Origin of the sequence: Microbacterium sp. (genome assembly GCF_041641055.1) — a bacterium.
Taxonomy (GTDB): domain Bacteria; phylum Actinomycetota; class Actinomycetes; order Actinomycetales; family Microbacteriaceae; genus Microbacterium.
On record NZ_JBEPZB010000002.1, the window covers coordinates 202,131 to 223,683 of the forward strand.

The 21,553-nt window shown below is 68.6% G+C and carries 19 protein-coding genes; 17 read left to right on the plus strand and 2 right to left on the minus strand.

Features of this window, described 5'->3' with window-relative positions; all coding sequences use genetic code 11:
• The 10 genes from rpsA to ACESK8_RS02425 form a co-directional block, all read left to right on the plus strand.
• Window positions 1–1,258, plus strand: a 1,258-nt coding sequence (gene rpsA / locus ACESK8_RS02380; protein WP_372967082.1) for a 30S ribosomal protein S1, incomplete at its 5' end; no start/stop codon positions are given.
• A 134-nt stretch (window positions 1,259–1,392) separates the two neighbouring features.
• Entirely contained in the window at window positions 1,393–2,247 is an 855-nt protein-coding gene (locus ACESK8_RS02385) for an ABC transporter ATP-binding protein (protein ID WP_372967083.1), read from the plus strand.
• A complete protein-coding gene (locus ACESK8_RS02390; protein WP_372967084.1) occupies window positions 2,244–3,287 on the plus strand; it encodes an aliphatic sulfonate ABC transporter substrate-binding protein in 1,044 nt (347 codons plus the stop codon). The genes ACESK8_RS02385 and ACESK8_RS02390 overlap by 4 nt, the downstream gene beginning before the upstream one ends.
• Window positions 3,284–4,144 (plus strand): ABC transporter permease, encoded by an 861-nt coding sequence (locus ACESK8_RS02395; RefSeq protein ID WP_372967085.1) that lies wholly within the window; start codon window positions 3,284–3,286, stop codon window positions 4,142–4,144. The genes ACESK8_RS02390 and ACESK8_RS02395 overlap by 4 nt, the downstream gene beginning before the upstream one ends.
• A complete protein-coding gene (gene acs, locus ACESK8_RS02400) occupies window positions 4,135–6,144 on the plus strand; it encodes an acetate--CoA ligase (protein ID WP_372967086.1) in 2,010 nt (669 codons plus the stop codon). The genes ACESK8_RS02395 and acs overlap by 10 nt, the downstream gene beginning before the upstream one ends.
• Window positions 6,141–7,445 carry an O-acetylhomoserine aminocarboxypropyltransferase/cysteine synthase family protein gene (locus tag ACESK8_RS02405; protein ID WP_372967087.1) on the plus strand — a complete coding sequence of 435 codons (1,305 nt, stop codon included), beginning with the start codon at window positions 6,141–6,143 and terminating at the stop codon, window positions 7,443–7,445. Before acs ends, ACESK8_RS02405 begins: the two co-directional genes overlap by 4 nt.
• A complete protein-coding gene (locus ACESK8_RS02410; protein ID WP_372967088.1) occupies window positions 7,442–8,029 on the plus strand; it encodes a CoA-binding protein in 588 nt (195 codons plus the stop codon). The genes ACESK8_RS02405 and ACESK8_RS02410 overlap by 4 nt, the downstream gene beginning before the upstream one ends.
• Before the next feature lie 31 nt (window positions 8,030–8,060).
• Entirely contained in the window at window positions 8,061–8,660 is a 600-nt protein-coding gene (coaE, locus tag ACESK8_RS02415) for a dephospho-CoA kinase (RefSeq protein ID WP_372967089.1), read from the plus strand.
• Window positions 8,636–9,868, plus strand: a complete 1,233-nt coding sequence (locus ACESK8_RS02420; protein WP_372967090.1) for an MFS transporter — start codon at window positions 8,636–8,638, stop codon at window positions 9,866–9,868. The genes coaE and ACESK8_RS02420 overlap by 25 nt, the downstream gene beginning before the upstream one ends.
• Window positions 9,869–9,929: 61 nt before the next feature.
• Window positions 9,930–10,721, plus strand: a complete 792-nt coding sequence (locus ACESK8_RS02425) for a GNAT family N-acetyltransferase (protein WP_372967091.1) — start codon at window positions 9,930–9,932, stop codon at window positions 10,719–10,721.
• Here ACESK8_RS02425 and ACESK8_RS02430 read toward each other — a convergent pair.
• Complete coding sequence (locus ACESK8_RS02430) at window positions 10,694–11,314, minus strand: DUF4126 domain-containing protein (RefSeq protein WP_372967092.1); 621 nt, start codon at window positions 11,312–11,314, stop codon at window positions 10,694–10,696. The genes ACESK8_RS02425 and ACESK8_RS02430 overlap by 28 nt on opposite strands.
• Before the next feature lie 65 nt (window positions 11,315–11,379).
• Between ACESK8_RS02430 and uvrB the strand changes: the two genes are divergently transcribed.
• Together uvrB and ACESK8_RS02440 are read left to right on the plus strand one after the other, a co-directional pair.
• Window positions 11,380–13,452 carry an excinuclease ABC subunit UvrB gene (gene uvrB / locus ACESK8_RS02435; protein ID WP_372967093.1) on the plus strand — a complete coding sequence of 691 codons (2,073 nt, stop codon included), beginning with the start codon at window positions 11,380–11,382 and terminating at the stop codon, window positions 13,450–13,452.
• A gap of 13 nt (window positions 13,453–13,465) precedes the next feature.
• Window positions 13,466–13,804, plus strand: a complete 339-nt coding sequence (locus ACESK8_RS02440) for a TfoX/Sxy family protein (RefSeq protein WP_372967094.1) — start codon at window positions 13,466–13,468, stop codon at window positions 13,802–13,804.
• An 11-nt stretch (window positions 13,805–13,815) separates the two neighbouring features.
• Here ACESK8_RS02440 and ACESK8_RS02445 read toward each other — a convergent pair whose 3' ends face one another.
• Complete coding sequence (locus tag ACESK8_RS02445) at window positions 13,816–14,058, minus strand: hypothetical protein (RefSeq protein WP_372967095.1); 243 nt, start codon at window positions 14,056–14,058, stop codon at window positions 13,816–13,818.
• Between the two features lie 45 nt (window positions 14,059–14,103).
• Between ACESK8_RS02445 and ACESK8_RS02450 the strand changes: the two genes are divergently transcribed.
• From ACESK8_RS02450 to whiA, 5 genes are all read left to right on the plus strand, one after another.
• Complete coding sequence (locus ACESK8_RS02450; RefSeq protein WP_372967096.1) at window positions 14,104–14,547, plus strand: MarR family winged helix-turn-helix transcriptional regulator; 444 nt, start codon at window positions 14,104–14,106, stop codon at window positions 14,545–14,547.
• A 58-nt stretch (window positions 14,548–14,605) separates the two neighbouring features.
• Window positions 14,606–17,494 (plus strand): excinuclease ABC subunit UvrA, encoded by a 2,889-nt coding sequence (uvrA, locus tag ACESK8_RS02455; RefSeq protein ID WP_372967097.1) that lies wholly within the window; start codon window positions 14,606–14,608, stop codon window positions 17,492–17,494.
• On the plus strand, window positions 17,494–19,395 hold the full coding sequence (gene uvrC / locus ACESK8_RS02460; RefSeq protein WP_372967098.1) for an excinuclease ABC subunit UvrC: 1,902 nt from the start codon (window positions 17,494–17,496) through the stop codon (window positions 19,393–19,395). The genes uvrA and uvrC overlap by 1 nt, the downstream gene beginning before the upstream one ends.
• Before the next feature lie 30 nt (window positions 19,396–19,425).
• A complete protein-coding gene (gene rapZ, locus ACESK8_RS02465; protein WP_372967099.1) occupies window positions 19,426–20,298 on the plus strand; it encodes an RNase adapter RapZ in 873 nt (290 codons plus the stop codon).
• Window positions 20,299–20,366: 68 nt separating this feature from the next.
• Window positions 20,367–21,344 (plus strand): DNA-binding protein WhiA, encoded by a 978-nt coding sequence (whiA, locus tag ACESK8_RS02470; protein ID WP_060926468.1) that lies wholly within the window; start codon window positions 20,367–20,369, stop codon window positions 21,342–21,344.
• Window positions 21,345–21,553 lie beyond the last annotated feature (209 nt).

Genomic DNA, 21,553 nt, shown 5'->3' on the forward strand with positions numbered 1-21,553 from the left:
CTCGCGCGAGCTCTCGATCAAGCACGACGTCGACCCGAACGAGGTCGTCAAGGTCGGCGACGAGGTCGAGGCCCTGGTTCTCCAGAAGGAGGACAAGGAAGGCCGTCTGATCCTCTCCAAGAAGCGCGCGCAGTACGAGCGTGCCTGGGGAGACGTCGAGAAGATCAAGGAGAACGACGGCGTCGTCACCGGTACGGTCATCGAGGTCGTCAAGGGTGGACTCATCGTCGACATCGGCCTCCGTGGCTTCCTGCCGGCCTCGCTCATCGAGCTCCGCCGCGTCCGCGACCTCACGCCGTACCTCGGCCAGGAGATCGAGGCCAAGATCCTCGAGCTCGACAAGAACCGCAACAACGTCGTGCTCAGCCGCCGCGCGCTGCTCGAGCAGACGCAGTCGGAGTCGCGCACCACGTTCCTGAACAACCTGCACAAGGGTCAGGTCCGCAAGGGTGTCGTCTCGTCGATCGTCAACTTCGGTGCGTTCGTCGACCTGGGCGGCGTGGACGGCCTCGTGCACGTCTCCGAGCTGTCCTGGAAGCACATCGAGCACGCCTCCGAGGTCGTCGAGGTGGGCCAGGAGGTCACCGTCGAGATCCTCGAGGTCGACCTCGACCGCGAGCGTGTCTCCCTGTCGCTGAAGGCGACGCAGGAGGACCCGTGGCAGGTCTTCGCCCGTACCCACGCGATCGGTCAGGTCACGCCGGGTAAGGTCACCAAGCTCGTTCCGTTCGGCGCATTCGTCCGCGTCGCAGACGGCATCGAGGGCCTCGTCCACATCTCCGAGCTCTCCAGCAAGCACGTCGAGCTGGCCGAGCAGGTCGTCTCCGTCGGCGAGGAGGTGTTCGTCAAGGTCATCGACATCGACCTCGAGCGTCGCCGCATCTCGCTGTCGCTGAAGCAGGCCAACGAGTCGGTCGACCCCAACGGCACCGAGTTCGACCCGGCTCTCTACGGCATGGTCGCGGAGTACGACGAGAACGGCGAGTACAAGTACCCGGAGGGCTTCGATGCCGAGACCGGTGCGTGGAAGGAAGGCTTCGACGCTCAGCGCGAGGCATGGGAGCAGGAGTACGCTGCGGCCCAGGCCCGCTGGGAGGCGCACAAGGCTCAGGTCACCAAGGCAGCCGAGGCAGAAGCTGCCGCCGGCGACGACTTCGGCGGCCAGGTCTTCTCGAGCGAGGCCGCAGGCGCGGGCACGCTCGCTGACGACGAGGCACTCGCGGCTCTGCGCGAGAAGCTCTCGGGCGGCAACGCTTAAGCATCACGCTCTGAACGGGCCGTCATCCTTCGGGATGGCGGCCCGTTTCGCGTCTGCGGATGCCGGACAGGCCTGCGTGACCGAACATTACGTCCGTATTCGTCACATTTCACGACCCCCGCCAGCATGGGGACATGACCTCCCTGCTGACCGCTGCGAACGTCGACGCCTCGCGGGCTGATGTCGGCACCGCTCAAGCGGTCCGTCTCCGCGGCGTCGAGCGCAGCTTCCCGCGCGCCCGCGGGAGCCACGACGTCCTCCGGGGCATCGAGCTCGACGTCGGTGCGGGGGAGATCGTCGCCATCGTCGGGCCCTCCGGCTGCGGCAAGTCGACGCTCCTGCGTCTGGTCGGCGGCCTGGACGCGCCGACCGGCGGCAGCATCCAGATCGACGATTCCCGTGTCGCAGACGTCGACGAGCGCACCGCAGTGGCGTTCCAGGAGCCGCGTCTGCTGCCCTGGCGCACGATCGCCCAGAACGTCGAGATCGGGCTTCCCCGGGGGACCTCCCGGCGCGACGGTCGCGCTCGCGTCCGCGAGCTGCTCCAGCTCGTCGGACTCGAGCACGCCGCCGACCAGCATCCGAGCGAGGTGTCCGGCGGTATGGCGCAGCGCGCGTCGCTCGCTCGCGCCCTGGCGCGCAACCCCGGTGTGCTGCTGCTGGACGAGCCATTCGGTGCGCTGGACGCGCTGACCCGCCTGCGCATGCATGACCTGCTCCTGAAGATCCATTCGGCGGAGCCGACCACCGTCCTCCTCGTCACCCACGACGTCGAGGAAGCCCTCTACCTCGCAGACAGGGTCCTGCTGCTGCGCACTCTCGCCGACGACACGGACGGGGAGGCGGCGTCGATCGCGCGCACCGTCGCCGTGCCCGGCATCCGCCCCCGCGACCGCGCCGACCGCGGCCTCGCCGATCTGCGCGCCGAGCTCCTCGAAGGACTCGGCGTCGACACCCATCACCGCACTGCACCCGAGGAGACCCGATGAGCACCATCAGCCGCCGCACCGCCCCTGTGATCGCCATCGCCGGAGTGCTGATGCTCACCGCCACCGGCTGCGTCGCGGGGGAGAACGCGACCGCGTCCGACGACGCCGCGGAGGGCACGGCGTCAGGCGACTGGTCCGCCGACACGCTCTCCATCGACTTCGCGACGTACAACCCTCTCAGCCTCGTGATCCGCGATCAGGGCATCCTCGAGGAGATCCTCGGTGATGACGTGGAGGTCGAGTGGATCCAGTCGGCCGGATCGAACAAGGCCAACGAGCTGCTGCGCTCCGGCTCGATCGACGTCGGCTCCACCGCCGGATCCGCGGCACTGTTCGCTCGTTCGAACGGGTCGCCCATCCAGGTCATCGACATCTTCTCCCAGCCGGAATGGTCGGCGATCGTCGTGGGACCGGACAGCGACATCACCTCGGTCGAGGATCTCGCCGGCACGTCCATCGCGGCGACGAAGGGGACGGACCCGTACTTCTTCCTGCTGCAGGCGCTGGAGGAGGCGGGGCTGTCCGCCGACGACGTGGAGATCCAGAATCTCCAGCACGCCGACGGCCGTGCAGCCCTCGACGGGGGCTCGGTCGATGCATGGGCCGGTCTCGACCCGATCATGGCCGCCGCTGAGGTGGAGTCGGGTGACCAGCTGATCTACCGCAACGTGGACTTCAACACCTACGGTTTCCTCAACGCCACAGAGGACTTCATCGACGACCACCCCGACCTCGCCCAGGCCGTCGTCGACGCGTACGAGGAGGCCCGCGAGTGGGCCCTCGAGAATCCCGAGGAGACCGCCGCCCTGCTCGCGGAGGTCGCCGGCATCGACATCGAGGTCGCGACCACGGTGATCGAAGAGCGCTCCAACCTCGACGTAAGCGGCGTCCCCGGCGATGCGCAGCTCGCGGTGCTGGAGAAGATCGCCCCCGTGCTCGTCGAGTCCGGCGACGTCCAGGGCGGGGAGGAGTCGGTGCAGAAGGCACTCGACTCGATCATCGACGCGAGCTTCGCCGAGAAGGCGGTCGAGGACGAGTGAGTGATCTCGACCAGCGCGTGATCGTCCCGGCGGAGTCGCGGGATGCGCTCGACTTCGCTGCGGGACGCCATCGGCGTCCCGACGCCGGTGCACGGCGCCAGGGGGGTCGAGTCGCGGTACGGATCCTCGCGGGGCTCCTGCTGCCCGCCCTCATCCTGATCGCCTGGCAGTTGGTGACGAGCACGGGGCTGGTGCCCGCGTACCGTCTGCCGGCCCCGGCATCCGTGTTCACGGCGGGAGTCGAGCTCGCGCAGCGCGGTGAGCTCTGGACGCACGTCGCCATCTCGGTGCAGCGCGTCGTGCTCGGCTTCGCGATCGGCTCCCTGATCGGACTCGCGGTGGCCGGTGTCGTCGGTCTGTCGCGTCTCGGCGACGTGCTGCTGAGCCCGACGCTCGCCGCTGTCCGCGCCGTGCCCTCGCTCGCCTGGGTGCCCCTGCTCATCCTGTGGATGCAGATCGGCGAGGAGTCCAAGGTCACGCTGATCGCGATCGGCGCGTTCTTCCCGGTCTACACGACCGTCGCCTCAGCGCTGCGTCACGTGGACCCGCAGCTCGTCGAGGCCGGGAGGTCGTTCAGCCTGAGAGGGTGGTCGCTGTTCCGCACCGTGCAGCTGCCTGCCGTCGTGCCCTCGGTGGCTGCCGGGCTCCGGCTCGCGCTCGCACAGGCCTGGCTGTTCCTCGTCGCAGCGGAGCTCATCGCCTCATCGATGGGTCTCGGCTTCCTGCTCACGGACTCGCAGAACAGCGGCCGCGTCGACAGGATCATCCTCTCGATCGTCCTCCTCGCGCTCCTGGGCACCCTCACCAACGGCGTGCTGGCGCTCGTCGAGAAGTACCTGCTGCGCCGATGGACGTGACGACGGAGGCGCGACTGCACGAGACGCGGACGTATGCCGCACCCGCCGCGTTCGCCGCGCAGGCGAACGTGACAGGAGAGGCATACGCACGAGCCGCCGCCGATCCCGTCGCCTTCTGGGAGGCTGCAGCGGGGCGTCTCGACTGGGCACACCCATGGCACACGGCGCACGAGTGGGATGCGCCGGTCGGTGACGCCGTCCCCGCCGCGCGCTGGTTCCTGGGCGGTCGTCTCAACGTGGCGGAGAACTGCGTCGATCGCCATGTCGCCGCAGGCCTCGGAAGCAAGGTCGCGCTGCACTTCGAGGGCGAGCCGGGAGACCGTGTGTCGGTCACCTACGCCGACCTGCAGCGTCGCGTCGCACGCGCCGCGAACGCCCTCACCGCTCTCGGCATCGAGGCGGGGGACCGCGTCGTGATCTACCTGCCTGTGCTGATCGAGACGGTGGTCGTCACCCTCGCCTGCGCCAGGATCGGTGCCGTGCATTCGCTGGTCTTCGGCGGGTTCTCGGCCGAAGCCGTCCGGTTCCGTCTCACCGACACCGGGGCGAAGCTGCTCGTCACGAGCGACGGCCAGTTCCGCCGGGGCACGGCGACGGAGGTCAAGTCCACCGCCGATGCGGCTGCGGCCGACCTTCCCGACCTCGAGCACGTCCTCGTGGTCCGTCGTACCGGGCAGAGCGTGCCCTGGACCGAGGGTCGGGACGTCTGGTGGCACGACGTCGTCGACGGTGCCTCCTCGGAGCACGTCGCGGAGGCCTTCGACTCCGAGCATCCGCTCTTCATCATCTACACCTCGGGAACCACCGGGCGCCCCAAGGGGCTGGTGCACACCTCCGGCGGGTACCTCACCCACGCGAGCTGGGCGCACTGGGCGCACTTCGACGCGAAGCCCGACGACGTGCACTGGTGCACGGCCGATCTCGCATGGGTCACGGCGCACACCTACGAGATCTACGGTCCGCTGTCGAACGGACTGACGCAGGTGATCTACGAGGGGACACCGGACAGCCCGCACACCGCGCGTCATCTCGAGATCATCGAGCGCTACGGGGTGACGGTCTACTACACGGCCCCGACGCTGATCCGCACGTTCATGACCTGGTTCGGAGCCGACCTCCCGCCTGGGCACGACCTCTCGACCCTCCGGCTGCTCGGCACGGTCGGCGAGGCGATCAATCCGGAGGCCTGGATCTGGTTCCGGCGCAACTTCGGACGGGACGAGCTCCCGGTGGTCGACACCTGGTGGCAGTCGGAGACCGGAGCGGCGATGATCGCACCCCTGCCCGGTGTCACGACGCTGAAGCCGGGATCCGCCTCCGTGCCGCTTCCGGGGATCGACGCGACGGTGGTCGACGCGCACGGCGAGGAGGTCGCGCCCGGCAGGTCGGGGACGCTCGTCGTCCGACGACCGTGGCCCGGGATGGCTCGGACCGTGTGGGGCGACCCGCAGCGCTATCGGGACGCGTACTGGTCGACGTTCGCCGGGCACGGCGAGCACGGCGGCTATTACGTCGCCGGAGACGGGGCCACCAGGGACGCCGACGGCTACATCTGGATCCTCGGACGCCTCGACGACGTCGTGAATGTGTCGGGTCACCGGCTCTCGACGATCGAGATCGAGTCGGCGCTCGTCGCGCACGACACGGTCGGCGAGGCCGGAACGGCCGGCGTGGCGGATGCCCTGACCGGGCAGGCGGTCATCGCCTTCGTGACGCCGTCTGGACGATCCGAGGTGTCGCCGGCCGCTCTGCGGTCGGAGGTCGCCACCGCGATCGGACCGGTCGCCAAGCCGAAGCACATCGTCGTGGTGGCGGACCTTCCCAAGACCCGCTCGGGCAAGATCATGCGGCGCCTGCTGGCGCAGCTGTGGGAGGCGGAGCAGGCTCGTCGGGCGGGCCGCGAATCCGCGCCTCTCGGCGATACGACATCGCTGCAGAACCCCTGGGCCGTGGATGAGATCGCCGCCGTGCTCGCGAACGCAGAACTGAGGACACCATGACCGACGAACACCGATTCGGATTCCGCACCCGCGCGCTGCATGCGGGCGGCACGCCAGACGCGACCACGGGGGCGAGGGCGGTGCCGATCTACCAGACCACGTCATTCGTGTTCGACGATGCCGCAGACGCAGGAAACCTCTTCGCGCTGCAGAAGTACGGCAACATCTACTCGCGGATCGGCAACCCCACGGTCGCTGCACTCGAAGAGCGCCTCGCCTCGCTCGAGGGTGGGATCGGAGCGGTGGCCACCGCGTCCGGCATGAGCGCCGAGTTCATCACCTTCGCCGCGCTCGTCGGAGCGGGAGACCACGTGGTGGCAGCCGCGCAGCTGTACGGGGGCACTGTCACCCAGCTCGACGTCACGCTGCGTCGATTCGGTGTGCAGACCACGTTCGTCGCCTCGTCCGACCCTGCCGAGTACGCCGCGGCCATCCGTCCCGAGACGAAGGTCGTGTACGTCGAGATGATCGGGAACCCCTCGGGCGAGATCGCCGACATCGAGGGACTCGCCGAGGTCGCGCATGCCGCAGGGGTTCCCCTCGTCGTCGACGCGACACTCGCGACGCCGTACCTCGCGCGTCCTCTGGAGCACGGCGCGGACATCGTCATCCACTCGGTGACGAAGTTCCTCGGCGGTCACGGGACCACTCTCGGCGGCGTCGTGATCGAGAAGGGCACCTTCGACTGGGGCAACGGCCGGTTCCCGCAGATGACGGAGCCGGTGGAGTCCTACGGCGGCATCCGGTGGTGGGACAACTTCGGCGAGTACGGGTTTCTCACCAAGCTCCGCACCGAGCAGCTGCGCGACATCGGTCCGGCGCTCAGCGCCCAGTCGGCGTTCACCCTCCTGCAGGGCGTCGAGACGCTGCCGCAGCGCATCGACGCGCACCTCGCGAACGCGCGGGTCGTCGCCGACTGGCTGCACTCGGATCCACGCGTCGACTACGTCACGTGGGCAGGGCTCGAGGGCCACCCGCACCACGAGCGCGCCGCCAAGTACCTCCCGCTCGGCCCCGGCTCGGTGTTCGCCTTCGGAGTGAAGGCCGACGACGGCCGTGCGGCGGGGGAGACGTTCATCGGGAGCCTCCAACTGGCCTCGCACCTGGCGAACATCGGCGATGCGCGCACCCTCGTCATCCACCCGGCGTCCACGACGCACCGCCAGCTCACCGAATCGCAGCTCGCGGCCGCCAGGGTGCGCTCCGACCTCATCCGGATCTCGGTCGGTCTCGAGGATGCGGAGGACATCATCTGGGACCTCGACCAGGCACTCACCGCAGCGACAGGAGCAGGCAGATGAGCGGCATCCAGAGCAGTGCGGCCGGCGACAGCTGCACGATCCCTCCTGTGCAGGACCCGGCGTCCTGCGCGCTGCCCGGCCTCGCGTCGCCCCAGGCCGATCGGGCGTGGTCCGGTCCGGGCCCGCAGCAGAGGTTCGGCATCCTGCGCGGCGCCACCTCGATCGCGATCGTCGGCGCATCCGCCAACCCCGCTCGCGCGTCGTACTTCGTCGCGACCTACCTGCTCTCCAGCACGCGATACCAGGTCTACCTCGTCAACCCGCGGGAGACCGAGATCCTGGGACAGCCGGTGTACGCCTCGCTCGCAGACCTGCCCGTGGCGCCCGACATCGTCGACGTCTTCCGGCGGCACGACGATCTTCCCGGCGTCGCTCAGGAGGCGGTCGAGGCGGGGGCGCGGACACTGTGGCTGCAGCTGGGCTCGTGGAACGAGGATGCGGCGGCCATCGCCGAGTCGGCCGGGCTCTCGGTCGTCATGGACCGGTGCGTCAAGATCGAGCATGCGCGGTTCCACGGCGGGCTGCACCTCGCGGGCTTCGATACCGGTGTCATCAGCTCGCGGCGCCAGCTCTCCGCGCGGTGAGAGGGACCGGCGCCGAGCCTAGACTGGCGGCATGCCTCTCATCGCGCTGACCGGCGGCATCGCCTCCGGCAAGTCGACCATCGCACGACGACTCGCGGAGCACGGAGCAGTCGTCGTCGACGCCGATCAGATCGTGCGAGACGTGCAGTCTCCGGGCTCTCCGGTGCTGGCACGGATCAGAGAGACCTTCGGCGAAGAGGTCATCGCGGCGGACGGCGGACTCGACCGTGCGGCGCTCGGGGCGAAGGTCTTCGGCGACCCTGACCAGCTCGCGCGACTGAACGCCATCGTCCACCCCGCCGTGCGTGCGGAGTCGCAGCGTCGCTTCGAGGCGGCCGCGTCCGCAGACCCCTCGACCGTCGTCGTCTACGACGTACCGCTGCTCGTGGAGGCGCGGGTCGACGACCCCTGGGATCTCATCGTCGTCGCGCACGCCCCCGCCGAGGAACGCCGACGCCGACTCGTCGAGCTGCGCGGCATGACGGCACAGTCGGCGCAGGAGCGGATCGATGCGCAGGTCTCTGACGATCGGCGCCTCGCGATCGCCGACGAGATCGTCGACACGTCGGGAACCCTGGAGCAGACGATCCAGCAGGCGGATGCGCTGTGGGAGCGGATCCGCTCGTCGTGACCTTCACCGGTCATACCCCCGGTTCTGCGGCCTATCGGCGCCTCATCGTCGGGTTGTTCTTCGCCGGGATCGCGACATTCGCCCAGCTGTACTCGCCGCAGGCCGTGCTTCCCCAACTGTCAGCGGACCTCGCCATCCCGCCGGCGACAGCGGCGCTCGCAGTCTCGGCCGCGACCCTCGGTCTCGCTGCCGCGGTCATCCCCTGGTCGATGGTCGCCGACCGCATCGGTCGCGTGCAAGCCATGGCGATCGGGGTGATCGCTGCGACCGTGATGGGGCTGCTCACTCCCTTCAGTGCGGGTATGGAGATGCTGCTGGTGCTGCGGCTGCTGGAAGGGGTCGCGTTGGGCGCCGTGCCGGCCGTCGCACTCGCATACCTCAGCGAGGAGGTGAGCGCCCGCAGCGCCGCTGCTGCGGCAGGGAGCTACATCGCGGGGACGACGGTGGGCGGCCTGCTCGGCCGTGTCGTGTCGGGGGTCGCCGGCGAGCAGTTCGGGTGGCGCGTGGGGATCTGGGTCGTGGCCGGGGTCTGCGGGCTGGCCGCCGCGCTCTTCCTCTGGCTCACCCCGAGAGCGCAGGGATTCGTGCCCGGACGCTTCCGCGACAGCACGGGACCCGGCATGCTCACCCGGCTCCTGACGCCGATGCGGTCGCCGCGCCAGCTGGTGCTGTACCTCCAGGGCTTCCTCCTCATGGGGGCGTTCGTCGCCGTGTACAACTACCTCGGCTTCCACCTGGTCGCGCCGCCCTTCGGACTGCCGACGTGGCTGGTCACGCTGCTCTTCCTGGCGTATCTCGCCGGCACGGCGTCGTCGCCCTCGGCGGGTCGGCTGGCATCGCGGTTCGGGCGTTATCCGGTGCTGCTGAGCTCCATCGCGGTCATGGCGATCGGCGCGGCGACCATGCTCGCTCCGGTCGCGTCGCTCGTGGTCGTCGGTCTGCTGGTCTTCACGGCCGGGTTCTTCGCCGCGCATGCCGTGGCCTCCGGCTGGGCACCCGCCGAGTCACCGCCGGGCAGTCGGGCGCAGGCGTCGTCGCTCTACTACTTCGGCTACTACGCGGGCTCGAGTCTGTTCGGCTGGGCACTGGGCATCGTGTTCGGCGAGGCCGCATGGGCGTGGTTCGTGGCAGCGATCGTCGCGATGTGCGTGGTGTCCGCGGCGCTGGCAGCCGGCGTCCTGCGGCTGTCGCCGACGGGGCGCGTATGATCGCGTGGCGGCTCCTCGTCCTCGGCGCTCGCCGCCGCAGCCGACCGGAAGGACCGCGTTCATGCGCATGACCCATCTCGCAGCCTACGATCGGGACCTGCGCACGGATGCAGAGGTGAGGCACGCGCTCAGCGTGGTCGCGCACGGACCCCTTCGACTCGCCGTCTTCCCCGGTGGGCACGGGTTCGTGTCGTACGCCGACCTCGATGGACTCGACTCCGGCGACATCGAGACGCTCGTCGACGTCGCGCTCGCCCATTTCATGCACTCGAGCGGTATCGATTCGATCGAGTGGAAGACGCGGGGGCATGACCATGCTCCGGGGCTCGGCCATGCCCTGGAGACGAGGGGCTTCGTGCCGGAGGATCCGGAATCCGTCATGATCGGTGAGGCGGCTCTGCTCGCCCAGCCCGTGGACCTCCCTGCGGGCGTGGAGCTGCGGCGCGCGCGTACCGACGCCGAGGTGTACGCGATGGAGGAGATGCAGGGCAGGGTCTTCGACGATCCTCGTTGGCGCGTGCGCGCCGAGACGACGCTGCAGCGCATCCGCGAGGACGACAGCGTGGAGCTCTGGACCGCCGTGGCCGATGGACAGGTGGTCAGCGCCGGGCGGTTGGAGCCGGTGGCCGGCACCCGGTTCGCCGGGCTCTGGGGCGGCGCGACGATGCCCGAATGGCGAGGTCGAGGGATCTACCGCGCGCTGACGGCCCAGCGGGCACGATCCGCTCTCGCGATCGGAAAGACCTACCTGCAGTCGGACTGCACGGAGTTCTCGCGGCCGATCCTCGAGCGCGCAGGACTCGTGAAGGTCTCGACGACCACGCCCTATGTCTGGACGCGGCCGGCTGACTGACCGGAGCCGTTCTCCCGACGCCTGCGCGCCAGGCGACGCAGCCCGACGACCACGACCACGACGAGTCCCACCAGCAGCACGGCCGCCAGGACCGGGACGATGATCGCCGCGGCGGCGAGCGCGAACGATGCGCCATCCTCGGCCGTGCTCAGCACCGGAGCGGCGAGGCCGCCCGTCACGGTGTTCGCCGCCACGCGGGCGGACGCCTTCACGATGTGGACGATCAGGGCGATGGCGATGCCCACCACGACCGGAACCCACGCGTTGTCGGTGAAGAAGGCCGCGGGATCGTCCACGGCGATGGTCTGCGCTCCGGAGCCCGCACCGAAGGCGATCCCGCCGGATGCCGGGCGCAGGATGCTCTGGATGACGTCGTTCACGGAGTCGAGAGCCGGGATCTTGTCGGCGACGATCTCGAGCAGCAGCAGTCCGCCGAGGATCCACAGGGAGAGATCGCTCGACAGCCACGACCAGGACGACGGCAGTTCCATCGCCGGCAGGACCCTGTCGGCCAGCCCCAGCAGGAAGAGCGGAATCCAGGCGTTGAGGCCCGCGGATGCGGCGAGGCTGGTGCCGATGATGAACTCGATCACGCCCCCACTCTAGGTGTGCTCGCCTCGGCGGCCCGGATGTCGGTGGCCAGGCATACGCTGGAAGCATGCAGACCACCCGCAGTGTCCGTCCCTTCGAGGTCATCAGCGAGTACGCGCCCGCCGGCGACCAGCCCAAGGCGATCGCCGAGCTCGCGTCGCGCATCAATGCGGGCGAGACCGACATCGTGCTGCTCGGAGCGACGGGTACCGGAAAGTCCGCCACGACCGCCTGGCTCGTCGAGCAGGTGCAGCGCCCGACCCTCGTGCTCGCGCACAACAAGACCCTCGCCGCTCAGCTCGCGAACGAGTTCCGCGAGCTGATGCCGAACAACGCCGTCGAGTACTTCGTGTCGTACTACGACTACTACCAGCCCGAGGCATACGTCCCGCAGACGGACACCTTCATCGAGAAGGACTCGTCGATCAACTCCGAGGTGGAGCGACTGCGTCACTCCACCACGAACTCGCTTCTGAGCAGGCGAGACGTGATCGTGGTCTCGACCGTGTCGTGCATCTACGGCCTCGGCGCCCCGGAAGAGTATCTGCGCGCCATGGTCGCGCTTCAGGTGGGGGAGAGGTACGACAGGGATGCCCTGATCCGCCAGTTCATCTCGATGCAGTACAACCGCAACGACGTCGACTTCTCACGCGGGAACTTCCGCGTACGGGGCGACACGATCGAGATCATCCCGGTCTATGAGGAGCACGCGATCCGCATCGAGCTGTTCGGTGACGAGATCGAGGCGCTGTACTCCCTGCATCCGCTCACCGGCGAGGTCATCGAGAAGCTCGATTCCGTGCCGATCTTCCCCGCCTCGCATTACGTGGCAGGGACGGATGTGATCCAGCGCTCGATCGGCACGATCGAGCACGAGCTGGAGGAGCGGCTCAAGGAGTTCGAGCGGCAGGGCAAGCTGCTCGAGGCGCAGCGACTGCGGATGCGCACGACGTTCGACCTCGAGATGCTGCAGCAGCTCGGCTTCTGCTCGGGCATCGAGAACTACTCCCGGCACATGGACGGTCGTCAGCCCGGTGAGCCGCCGCACACCCTGCTCGACTTCTTCCCTGACGACTTCATGCTCGTCATCGACGAGTCGCATGTCACGGTGCCTCAGATCGGGGCGATGTACGAGGGCGATGCGTCTCGAAAGCGCACTCTGGTCGATCACGGTTTCCGCCTGCCGAGCGCCATGGACAACCGGCCGCTGCGCTGGGACGAGTTCAAGAACCGAATCGGCCAGACCGTGTACCTCTCGGCGACCCCCGGGAAGTATGAGATGGGGATCGCCGACGGCGTGGTCGAGCAGATCATCCGCCCCACCGGTCTCGTCGATCCGCAGATCATCGTGAAGCCGTCGAAGGGCCAGATCGACGATCTCCTGGAGGAGATCCGCCTGCGCGTCGAGCGCGAGGAGCGTGTGCTCGTGACGACTCTCACGAAGAAGATGTCCGAGGAGCTCACGGACTTCCTCGGCGAGCACGGTGTGCGCGTGCGCTACCTGCACTCCGACGTCGACACGCTGCGCCGGGTCGAGCTGCTCAGCGAACTCCGCAGCGGCGTCTACGACGTCCTCGTGGGCATCAACCTGCTCCGCGAAGGTCTCGACCTGCCGGAGGTCTCGCTGGTCGCGATCCTCGACGCCGACAAGGAGGGCTTCCTCCGCTCCGGGACGTCACTCATCCAGACCATCGGTCGCGCGGCGCGAAACGTGTCCGGCGAGGTGCACATGTACGCCGACAGGATCACCGACTCGATGGCGAAGGCCATCGAAGAGACAGACCGCCGTCGAGAGAAGCAGGTCGCCTACAACCTCGAGAACGGGATCGATCCGCAGCCACTGCGCAAGCGGATCGCCGACATCACCGAGGTCCTCGCCCGCGAGGGCGCGGACACGGCCGACATGCTGTCCGGGCGTGGTCGCGCGACGGGCAAGGGCAAGTCGCCCACGCCGAACCTCCGCCGGACGGGTATCGCCGCCGAGGGTGCGCAGCAGCTCGAGGCCATGATCCAGGATCTGTCCGACCAGATGCTCGCGGCGGCCGCCGAGCTCAAGTTCGAACTGGCCGGACGACTGCGAGACGAGGTGCAGGACCTCAAGAAGGAACTGCGGGCGATGGAACGGGCCGGACACGCCTGATCCTCAGGCGGTGATGACCATGGACGTCGCAGGGGAGGAGCTCGCCGACCGGGTGCGGGCCCTGCTGACATTCGACGCCGTCGTCGAGGAGAAGCGGATGTTCGGCACGCGGGCCTTCCTCCTCGACGGGCACATCCTCGTGGGCGCGCGCTCCGGGGGAGTCCTCCTCGTGCGGGTCGACGAGCAGCATGGGGCGGAACTCGTCACCCGGCGCGGAGTCGCGGCTGCGGTGATGGGCCCGCGCACGATGGGCACCGGATGGCTCGACGTCGCGCCTGAGGTGCTGGTCGATGATGCCGACCTGGCGTTCTGGCTCGACGTGGCGCGCGAGGATGCATCGCGCGAGCGGTGACGACGTGTCCGTCAGGGGCAGTGCACGAGGGTCTTGGCGCCTGAACGGTCGATCTCGTGCTCGCTCATCGGCGCTCCGCACAGCGGGCAGGCGCGCGTGGCTCGCTCCGCGGCGCTGGGCGGCGGAGTCTTCTCGTAGGGACCGACGGAGGCCGGTCCTGCGACGCGGATCAGGTTCGTGTTGATCCACGCATAGAGGCCACCGGCCTCGCGGATCCGAGCGCGAAGGGGAGGGCGATCACTGGAGTGTGCCATGATGCTTAGTGTACTAATCATTAGGGTCGATGTATAGTCGATGCCGTGACGGCATCCGATGACCTGCTCAAGCTCGACAACCAGCTCTGCTTCGCTCTGGTGACGGCCGCCCGCAACGTCGTCGCGATCTATCGTCCGATCCTCGAGCCGCTGGGGCTCACGCATCCCCAGTACCTCGTGATGCTCGCCCTGTGGGAGCGTGCGCCGCGGCCCCTCAACGACCTCGCCGCAGACCTCGCGATGGAGCCGGCGACGGCCTCGCCGCTCGTGAAGCGCCTCGAAGCGGACGGCCTGGTCGCCCGACAGCGCAGCACGCAGGATGAGCGGCGCCTCGACATCACTCTCACCGCTGCGGGGCGTGCTCTGCGCGAACGGGCGCTCGACGTGCCGCGCCAGGTCATGGCCGCCGTCGAGATGGACCTCGAGCAGATCTCGGCCCTCCGCGACGGCTTGTCGGCATTCGCGGGGCGCCGTTCAGCGGGGGACTGACCGCTTGTCTGGGAGCCCTCACGGAGCCAATGTCCGTGGCCCCTCGTAGAATTGATCAGTGCCTATCGTCCCGGTTGCAACCCCAGGAAAACTCAGTGTTCGCGGTGCCCGCGTCCACAATCTCAAGAACGTCGACATCGACATCCCGCGCGACTCGCTCGTCGTGTTCACCGGGCTGTCCGGGTCGGGGAAGTCGAGTCTCGCGTTCGACACGATCTTCGCGGAAGGTCAGCGTCGCTACGTCGAGTCGCTGAGCGCCTACGCGCGCCAGTTCCTCGGCCAGGTCGACCGGCCCGACGTCGACTTCATCGAGGGGCTGAGCCCCGCGGTGTCGATCGACCAGAAGTCGACGAACCGCAACCCGCGCTCGACCGTCGGCACGATCACCGAGATCTACGACTACATGCGTCTGCTCTGGGCGCGCATCGGCATCCCGCACTGTCCCGAGTGCGGAGCCCGTATCCAGCGGCAGACCGTGCAGCAGATCGCCGACCAGCTCATGGAGCTGCCTGAGCGCACCCGGTACCAGATCGTCGCGCCCATCGTCTCGCAGAAGAAGGGCGAGTTCGTCGACCTGTTCCGCGAGCTCGGGGCCAAGGGGTACTCCCGCGCGATCGTCGACGGCGACCTGATCCAGCTCGCCGAGCCGCCCACGCTCAAGAAGAGCTACAAGCACGACATCGCGGTGGTCGTCGACCGTCTCGTCGCGGCGGACGACATCCTCGGACGCGTCACCGACTCGGTCGAGACCGCGCTGGGACTGGCCGGCGGCGTCGTGCAGGTGAACTTCGTCGACGAAGAGGGCGACGCCGCGTGGCAGTCCTTCTCCGAGAAGCTGGCGTGCCCGAACGGTCACGCCCTCACGCTCACCGAGATCGAGCCGCGGACGTTCTCGTTCAACGCGCCGTTCGGCGCCTGCCCCGCCTGCTCGGGTCTCGGTACCCGCATGTCGGTGGACGTCGACCTGATGCTCGGAGACGAGGAGCTCTCGATCCGCGAGGGCGCCATCATCCCGTGGACGACTCAGGGCAAGGGCCTGTTCCAGTACTACGAGCGACTGCTCGAGGGCTTGGCGGCCGATCTCAACTTCTCGCTCGACACCCCCTGGCAGGACCTCAGGGTCGACGTTCAGGACGCGATCCTCCGCGGCGACAACTACAAGGTCACCGTGAAGTTCAAGAACCGGTACGGGCGCGAGATGCGCTACGCGTCCGGCTTCGAAGGAGTCGTGCCGTACATCGAGCGGCAGTACGCGCAGGCGGAGTCCGACACGCAACGCTCGAGGTGGGGCGAGTACCTCCGCGAGGTGCCGTGCCCGGTCTGCGACGGCAATCGCCTCAAGCCCGAGGTGCTGGCCGTCCAGGTGCACGGACACTCGATCGCCGAGGTGTCGCACCTGAGCCTCGCCGATGCGCGCTCGTTCATGGAGACGCTCACGCTCACCGACCGTGAGGCGAAGATCGCCGCGCAGGTCCTGCGCGAGATCCGACTTCGACTCGACTTCCTGCTGCAGGTGGGTCTGTCGTACCTGAACCTCAGCCGGTCCGCGGGGTCGCTGTCGGGTGGAGAGGCGCAGCGCATCCGTCTGGCCACGCAGATCGGCTCCGGCCTCACCGGGGTGCTGTACGTCCTCGACGAGCCGTCGATCGGACTCCACCAGCGCGACAACCGGCGACTGATCGACACGCTGCTGAAGCTGCGCGATCTCGGAAACACGCTCATCGTCGTCGAGCACGACGAAGAGACGATCGAGGCGGCCGACTGGGTCGTCGACATCGGACCCGGCGCGGGAGTGAACGGCGGCGAGGTCGTGCATTCGGGCCCGTACTCGGCGCTGCTGAACGAGCCCGATTCCATGACGGGGGAGTACCTCTCCGGTGCGCGGGAGATCCCGACCCCGGCGAAGCGCCGCAAGCTCGACAAGAAGCGGATGCTGAGCGTCGTCGGCGCGCGGGAGAACAACCTCAAGAACGTCAGCGTCAACTTCCCTCTCGGTGTGCTGACGGCCGTGACCGGTGTCTCGGGTTCCGGCAAGTCGTCGCTCGTCAACGACATCCTGTACCAGGTGCTCGCATCGCGGCTCAACGGTGCTCGCACGGTGCCGGGCAAGCACACCCGCGTATCCGGCCTCGACAACCTCGACAAGGTCGTGCACGTCGACCAGGCGCCCATCGGTCGCACCCCGCGGTCGAACCCGGCGACCTACACGGGAGTGTTCGACCGGATCCGCTCGCTGTTCAGCGAGACGCCCGAGGCGAAGGTCCGGGGCTACCAGCCCGGCCGATTCAGCTTCAACGTCAAGGGAGGGCGCTGCGAGGCGTGCTCCGGCGACGGCACGATCAAGATCGAGATGAACTTCCTGCCCGACGTGTACGTCGACTGCGAGGTCTGCCACGGCAAGCGCTACAACCGCGACACTCTGGCCGTGCACTACAAGGGCAAGAACATCGCCGAGGTGCTCGAGATGCCGATCGCCGAGGCCGCGGAGTTCTTCGAGCCGATCCAGGCGATTCACCGCTACATGAAGACGCTCGTCGACGTGGGCCTCGGGTACGTGCGACTCGGACAGTCCGCCACGACGCTCTCCGGCGGCGAGGCACAGCGCGTCAAGCTCGCCACCGAGCTGCAGCGACGGAGCAACGGCCGCAGCATCTACGTCCTCGACGAGCCGACCACCGGTCTGCACTTCGAAGACGTGCGCAAGCTGCTGGAGGTGCTGAACGGACTCGTCGACAAGGGCAACACGGTGATCGTCATCGAGCACAACCTCGACGTGATCAAGTCGGCGGACTGGGTGATCGACCTCGGACCCGAGGGCGGCTCCGGCGGAGGAGAGATCCTGGCGACGGGAACCCCCGAGCAGATCGCCCGCGTCGAGGAGAGCCACACCGGACAGTTCCTCGCCGAGATCCTGGATGAGGGGCGCTCCGCGCGGAAGGCCAGCTGATGGCCGACGTACTCGCGTACAAGCCGAGAGCGGGGGAGATACCCACCAACCCCGGCGTGTATCGGTTCCGCGACGCTGACGGCCGAGTGCTCTACGTGGGCAAGGCGAAGAACCTCCGGCAGCGGCTGTCGAACTACTTCGCCCCACTGCGGACCCTGCATGAGCGCACGCGTCGCATGGTGACGACGGCGGCGTCGGTCGAATGGACCGTCGTGCCGACCGACGTCGACTCGCTGCAGCTGGAGTACATGTGGATCAAGGAGTTCGATCCACCGTTCAACGTCCGCTACAAAGACGACAAGTCCTACCCGTTCATGGCGGTCACCCTCGGCGACGAAGCGCCGCGGGTGATCGTCACACGCAATCGCAAGATCCCGGGCGCGCGGTACTTCGGTCCGTACCCCAAGGTGTGGGCCGTGCACGAGACGATCGACCTGATGGTCAAGGCGTTCCCGATCCGCACCTGCAGCGACTCCAGCTACAAGAGGGCGATGCAGACCGGACGCCCGTGCTTCCCCGGGCAGATCGGCAAATGCGGCGGACCGTGCTCGATGACGGTCTCCATCGAGGAGCATCGCGCGATGGTCGACGACTTCGTCGCCTTCATGGCCGGGGGCGACGAGCGCTTCACCCGCGACCTCACCAAGCGGATGCTGGCGGCATCCGCGGCGATGGACTACGAGGCCGCCGCGAAGTACCGCGACAAGCTCACCGCGATCGAGGCGGTGCTGGGTAAGAGCGCTCTCGTGCTCGCACCCGACGAGGACGCCGACCTTTTCGGCATCGCCGAAGACGAGCTGGCCGCGGCCGTGCAGCACTTCGTGATCCGCGGCGGACGTGTGCGCGGAGTCAGGGCGATGACGATCGAGAAGGAGATCGACATCTCCAGCGCCGATCTCGTCGACCAGGTCCTGCAGCGCGCATACGGCGACTCGCAGGACGTGCCTCGCCGCATCCTGGTGCCGTCGCTTCCCGACGATGCGGCTGAGCTGGAGCTCTGGCTGCGCGACCGTCGCGGCAGGAAGGTCGAGATCGCCGTCGCGCAGCGCGGGCAGCGGGCCGATCTCATGCGCACCGCGACGCTGAACGCCCAGCAGGCCCTGATCCGCCACAAGACCAGGCGCACGAGCGACTACGTCGCGCGCACCCAGGCGCTGACAGACCTGCAGGAGGCGCTGGGGATGTCAGAGGCGCCGCTGCGCATCGAGTGCTTCGACATCTCGCACCTCGGCGGCACGAACGTCGTCGCGTCGATGGTGGTGTTCGAAGACGGACTGCCCCGCAAAGACCAGTACCGCTCATTCAACATCCCCGAGACCACCGACGACACCGACTCGATGTACCAGGTGCTCCGGCGTCGCCTGGCCTATCTCGACCGACCGGAGGAGCTCGACGAGCCCGCCGTCCTTCCGACGGGCGAGATCGGCGACGACCTCACCGTCGAGGTCAAGCGCAAGCCGCGCTTCGCCTACCCGCCTCAGCTGCTCCTCGTCGACGGCGGGCACCCGCAGGTCGAGGCGGCCGCCCGAGCGCTGCGTGATGCCGGACACACCGAGATCGCGGTCTGCGGCATCGCGAAGCGGCTCGAGGAGATCTGGCTTCCCGGCGAGGACTTCCCTGTCATCCTGCCCCGCACGAGCGAATCGCTCTACCTCCTGCAGCGCCTTCGTGACGAGGCGCACAGGTTCGCCATCACGCATCAGCGCAAGCGACGCCGGAACGACATCACCACCGTCCTCGCCGAGGTGCCAGGGCTCGGCGCGGCACGCATCAAGGTGCTCCTGAAGCACTTCGGATCCGTCACGGCGCTGCGTTCCGCACCTCCGGAGGAGATCGAGAAGGTGCAGGGCATCGGGCCGGTGCTGGCCCAGAACATCCACACCCATCTCTCCACTCGCTAGGCTGGAGGGGGCGGCGAAGAAGGAGTGACCATGGCTGACGGGGACAAGGGCGAGTTCCTCATCGTCACGGGCATGTCGGGCGCAGGTCGCACGACGGTCGCGAACGCACTCGAGGACCTCGGCTGGTACGTGGTCGACAACCTTCCGCCGCAGATCCTCCGCCCTCTGCTCGACCTCACCGACATGGGCGGCAAGGCGCTGCCGAAGGTCGCCGCCGTCGTCGACGTGCGCGGTCGCAACCTCTTCGATGACTTCCCCGGGGTGGCCCGCGCGCTGCGCTCCCGGGGCTCCGTCCGGGTCCTGTTCCTGGATGCGTCCGACGACGTCCTGGTCCGTCGGTTCGAATCGGTGCGTCGGCCGCACCCACTGCAGGGCGACGGCACGCTCCTCGACGGCATCCGCATCGAGCGCCAGCGACTCGCACCGATCCGCGAGGCCGCGGATCTCGTCATCGACACGTCGGCGCTGAACATCCATCAGCTCGCCACGCAGGTCTCGGAGCTGTTCTCCGAGGAGGGCGCTGCGCGCCACCGCGTGACGCTGATGAGCTTCGGCTTCAAGTACGGACTCCCCACCGACGTCGACCTCGTCGCAGACATGCGCTTCCTCCCCAACCCGTTCTGGAACGAGGAGCTGCGCGGTCTCACCGGCAAGGACGAATCGGTGCGCGACTACGTGCTCTCCCGCGAGGGCGCGGCCGAGTTCCTCGACGCCTACACCGCCGCCCTCACCCCGGTGCTCGAGGGATACCAGCGCGAGAACAAGAGCCACTCGACCGTCGCGGTCGGATGCACCGGCGGCAAGCACCGGTCGGTCGCGATGGTGGAAGAGCTCGCTCGACGCCTCTCGACGGTGCCGGGAGTCGCTGTGAACGTGCGCCATCGGGACCTCGGCAGGGAATAGCAGAAGCCTCCGTCAGAGTAGGCTGGAGGTTTGCGTCGCGATCCGGCGCGTGAGCGTGAAGGAGTGTCGTGGCACTAACCACCGACGTCAAGGCTGAGCTGGTCAGCATCCGCAATGCACCCCCGACGGTGCGTGTCGCGGAGGTCACATCGATTCTCCGGTTCGCCGGCGGTCTGCACTCGATCGCCGGACGGGTCGCCGTCGAGGCCGAGGTGGATGCCGAGATCCTCGCGCAGCGCGTGGCCCGCGATCTCGCCGAGATCTACGGCGTCCGTCCCGAGATCGCCCAGGTGCAGTCGAGCACGGCGAACGACGGGGCCCGCTGGGCCGTTCGCGTCATCGCATCGGGGGAGACCCTCGCTCGTCAGACCGGGCTGCTGGACCAGCGTCGTCGTCCGGTCCGCGGCCTCCCGAACCGCCTCACGACCGGCTCCCGAGCCGAAGTCGCCGGACTCTGGCGCGGTGCGTTCCTCGCCGCCGGAACCCTGAGCGAGCCCGGCCGCTCGGCCATGCTCGAAGTGGCGTGCCCGTCGTCCGAGGCGGCGATGGCGCTGGTCGGCGCCGCCCACCGTCTCGGTGTGGCCGCCAAGGCGCGCGAGGTGCGCGGGATGCCGCGCGTCGTCGTGCGCGAAGGCGAGGCCATCCGCACCATCCTCAGCGAGATGGGCGCCCAGAAGACCGCCGTCGCGTGGGAGGAGATGCGGCAGCGTCGTGAGGTCCGCGCCGGCGTGAACCGGCTCGTGAACTTCGACGATGCGAATCTCCGTCGCTCGGCGCAGGCCGCCGTCGCTGCCTGCGCGCGCGTCGAGCGCGCCCTCGAGATCCTCGCGGACGACGTTCCCGACCACCTGAAGGTCGCCGGTGAGCTGCGTCTTGCACACCGTGACGCGAGCCTGGATGAGCTCGGTCACCACGCCGACCCGCCGATGACCAAGGACGCCGTCGCGGGGCGCATCCGCCGTCTCCTGGCCATGGCCGACAAGCGGGCGCAGCAGGAGGGCATCCCGGGCACGGAGGCCGCCGTGCCCGCGGGTCTCGACGTCTGACGATCTCTGCACTGCCAGCGAGGCGACACCCCCGAGGGTGTCGCCTCGCTTCGTCATACGGAGGAAGGATCCAGCCGGCCCCGGCGTTGTCGTCACTAGGATGAGTTACGTCCGCTCTACGTCGCACATCGGCGGCGCAGAGGATCGGCAAGCGCCGCGGCGCGGCGCGGATTGGATGAAAGCGACATGGCGACCTACACGCTCCCCGA

What these genes read in the sequence shown, in the direction of transcription:
- ACESK8_RS02385 (WP_372967083.1), top strand. Translation starts at nt 1,393, where the DNA reads ATGACCTCCCTGCTGACCGCTGCGAACGTCGACGCCTCGCGGGCTGAT.
- ACESK8_RS02390 (WP_372967084.1), top strand. Translation starts at nt 2,244, where the DNA reads ATGAGCACCATCAGCCGCCGCACCGCCCCTGTGATCGCCATCGCCGGA.
- acs (WP_372967086.1), top strand. Translation starts at nt 4,135, where the DNA reads ATGGACGTGACGACGGAGGCGCGACTGCACGAGACGCGGACGTATGCC.
- ACESK8_RS02405 (WP_372967087.1), top strand. Translation starts at nt 6,141, where the DNA reads ATGACCGACGAACACCGATTCGGATTCCGCACCCGCGCGCTGCATGCG.
- ACESK8_RS02410 (WP_372967088.1), top strand. Translation starts at nt 7,442, where the DNA reads ATGAGCGGCATCCAGAGCAGTGCGGCCGGCGACAGCTGCACGATCCCT.
- coaE (WP_372967089.1), top strand. Translation starts at nt 8,061, where the DNA reads ATGCCTCTCATCGCGCTGACCGGCGGCATCGCCTCCGGCAAGTCGACC.
- ACESK8_RS02425 (WP_372967091.1), top strand. Translation starts at nt 9,930, where the DNA reads ATGCGCATGACCCATCTCGCAGCCTACGATCGGGACCTGCGCACGGAT.
- uvrB (WP_372967093.1), top strand. Translation starts at nt 11,380, where the DNA reads ATGCAGACCACCCGCAGTGTCCGTCCCTTCGAGGTCATCAGCGAGTAC.
- ACESK8_RS02440 (WP_372967094.1), top strand. Translation starts at nt 13,466, where the DNA reads ATGACCATGGACGTCGCAGGGGAGGAGCTCGCCGACCGGGTGCGGGCC.
- ACESK8_RS02445 (WP_372967095.1), bottom strand. Translation starts at nt 14,058, where the DNA reads ATGGCACACTCCAGTGATCGCCCTCCCCTTCGCGCTCGGATCCGCGAG.
- uvrC (WP_372967098.1), top strand. Translation starts at nt 17,494, where the DNA reads ATGGCCGACGTACTCGCGTACAAGCCGAGAGCGGGGGAGATACCCACC.
- rapZ (WP_372967099.1), top strand. Translation starts at nt 19,426, where the DNA reads ATGGCTGACGGGGACAAGGGCGAGTTCCTCATCGTCACGGGCATGTCG.